General features: G+C 41.4%; 1 protein-coding gene. It reads right to left on the bottom strand.

Annotation, left to right across the window (positions count from 1 at the left end):
* Positions 1-175: 175 nt before the first annotated feature.
* On the bottom strand, positions 176-853 hold the full coding sequence (gene sleB / locus BM265_RS19520) for a spore cortex-lytic enzyme (protein WP_074963572.1): 678 nt from the start codon (positions 851-853) through the stop codon (positions 176-178).
* Positions 854-1,057: the final 204 nt, after the last annotated feature.

The raw sequence follows: 1,057 nt of genomic DNA on the forward strand, positions 1-1,057 counted from the left end.
AACTGACTCCGCTTGAATTGCGAAGCCAGTTCGTTGCTTGATTTAATTATCCATAGGGGCTTTTTTGTGCTGTACGCACAAAGTGGTTCGGTTCAATCACTTCGGGGCTAAACTTTTATAAGGGAAATTTTGAAAAGGGAAGAGTCGTTTATTATTAATTTAGGCTATTAAAATATCATATACAAAACCTATGTGCGCCTATAACAGTGACGACCTGCCGTGACCATATAAACTTGTTAGAAGTCTTGTTCGGGTTATAGTAGTATATACAACCACCTGTAGGGTCCCAGCCGTTCAGTGCATCGCGGGCTGCGTTGTAGGCGGATGCTGAAACAGGCTGATTGAATTGTCCGTCAACAATGGCTGTAAAAGCTCCGTCCTGATAGATTACGCCGGAAAGAGTATCGGGAAAAGATGGATGCTCGATTCGGTTGAGTATAACAGCGCCAACAGCTACCTGTCCTGCGTAGGGTTCGCCGCGTGCTTCAGCTGAGATAATTCTCGCAAGAAGGTTGATATTAGCCTCGGTAGCAGCAGGGATAGCCCCTATGGATATTCCAAGTGCTTTAAGTGTAATGGGGCCTGCTGTACCTGTCTGAGATATGCCTTGCTGTCTTTGAAAAGCCAGAACAGCGTTTCTCGTTATCTCTCCATAATAACCAGTGACATTAGAGTTGAACAATCCGCGTTCTTTTAGTTTTTCCTGAATGGCACGAACTTCATTGCCGTAAGAGCCAAGTGAAGATACGGTTTCTTGTTTACGTGGAATAATCTTTCCGAGCAGCGCAGATATCAATAATAAAGATACTATGACAGCTAGAGATCTACAAATATATTTTGCATCAGACTTCATGATGAACCTCCGATAGATAAATTATATGCTTATTATTAACTTAAAGTTTTGATTTATGCATATGGTAATTATGCATACAATTATGAGGATAATACTGGATTACTTTTACTTGACAAACGCGAAAAATGGTGCTATAATAATTAAGCTGTCAACGAGAGAGCACGAAAGAGCGAAAGAGCGCAGGAAACTTAGGGATAAGAGAAC

This window comes from Hominimerdicola alba, assembly GCF_900112155.1.
Classification (GTDB): Bacteria; Bacillota; Clostridia; order Oscillospirales; family Ruminococcaceae; genus Hominimerdicola; species Hominimerdicola alba_D.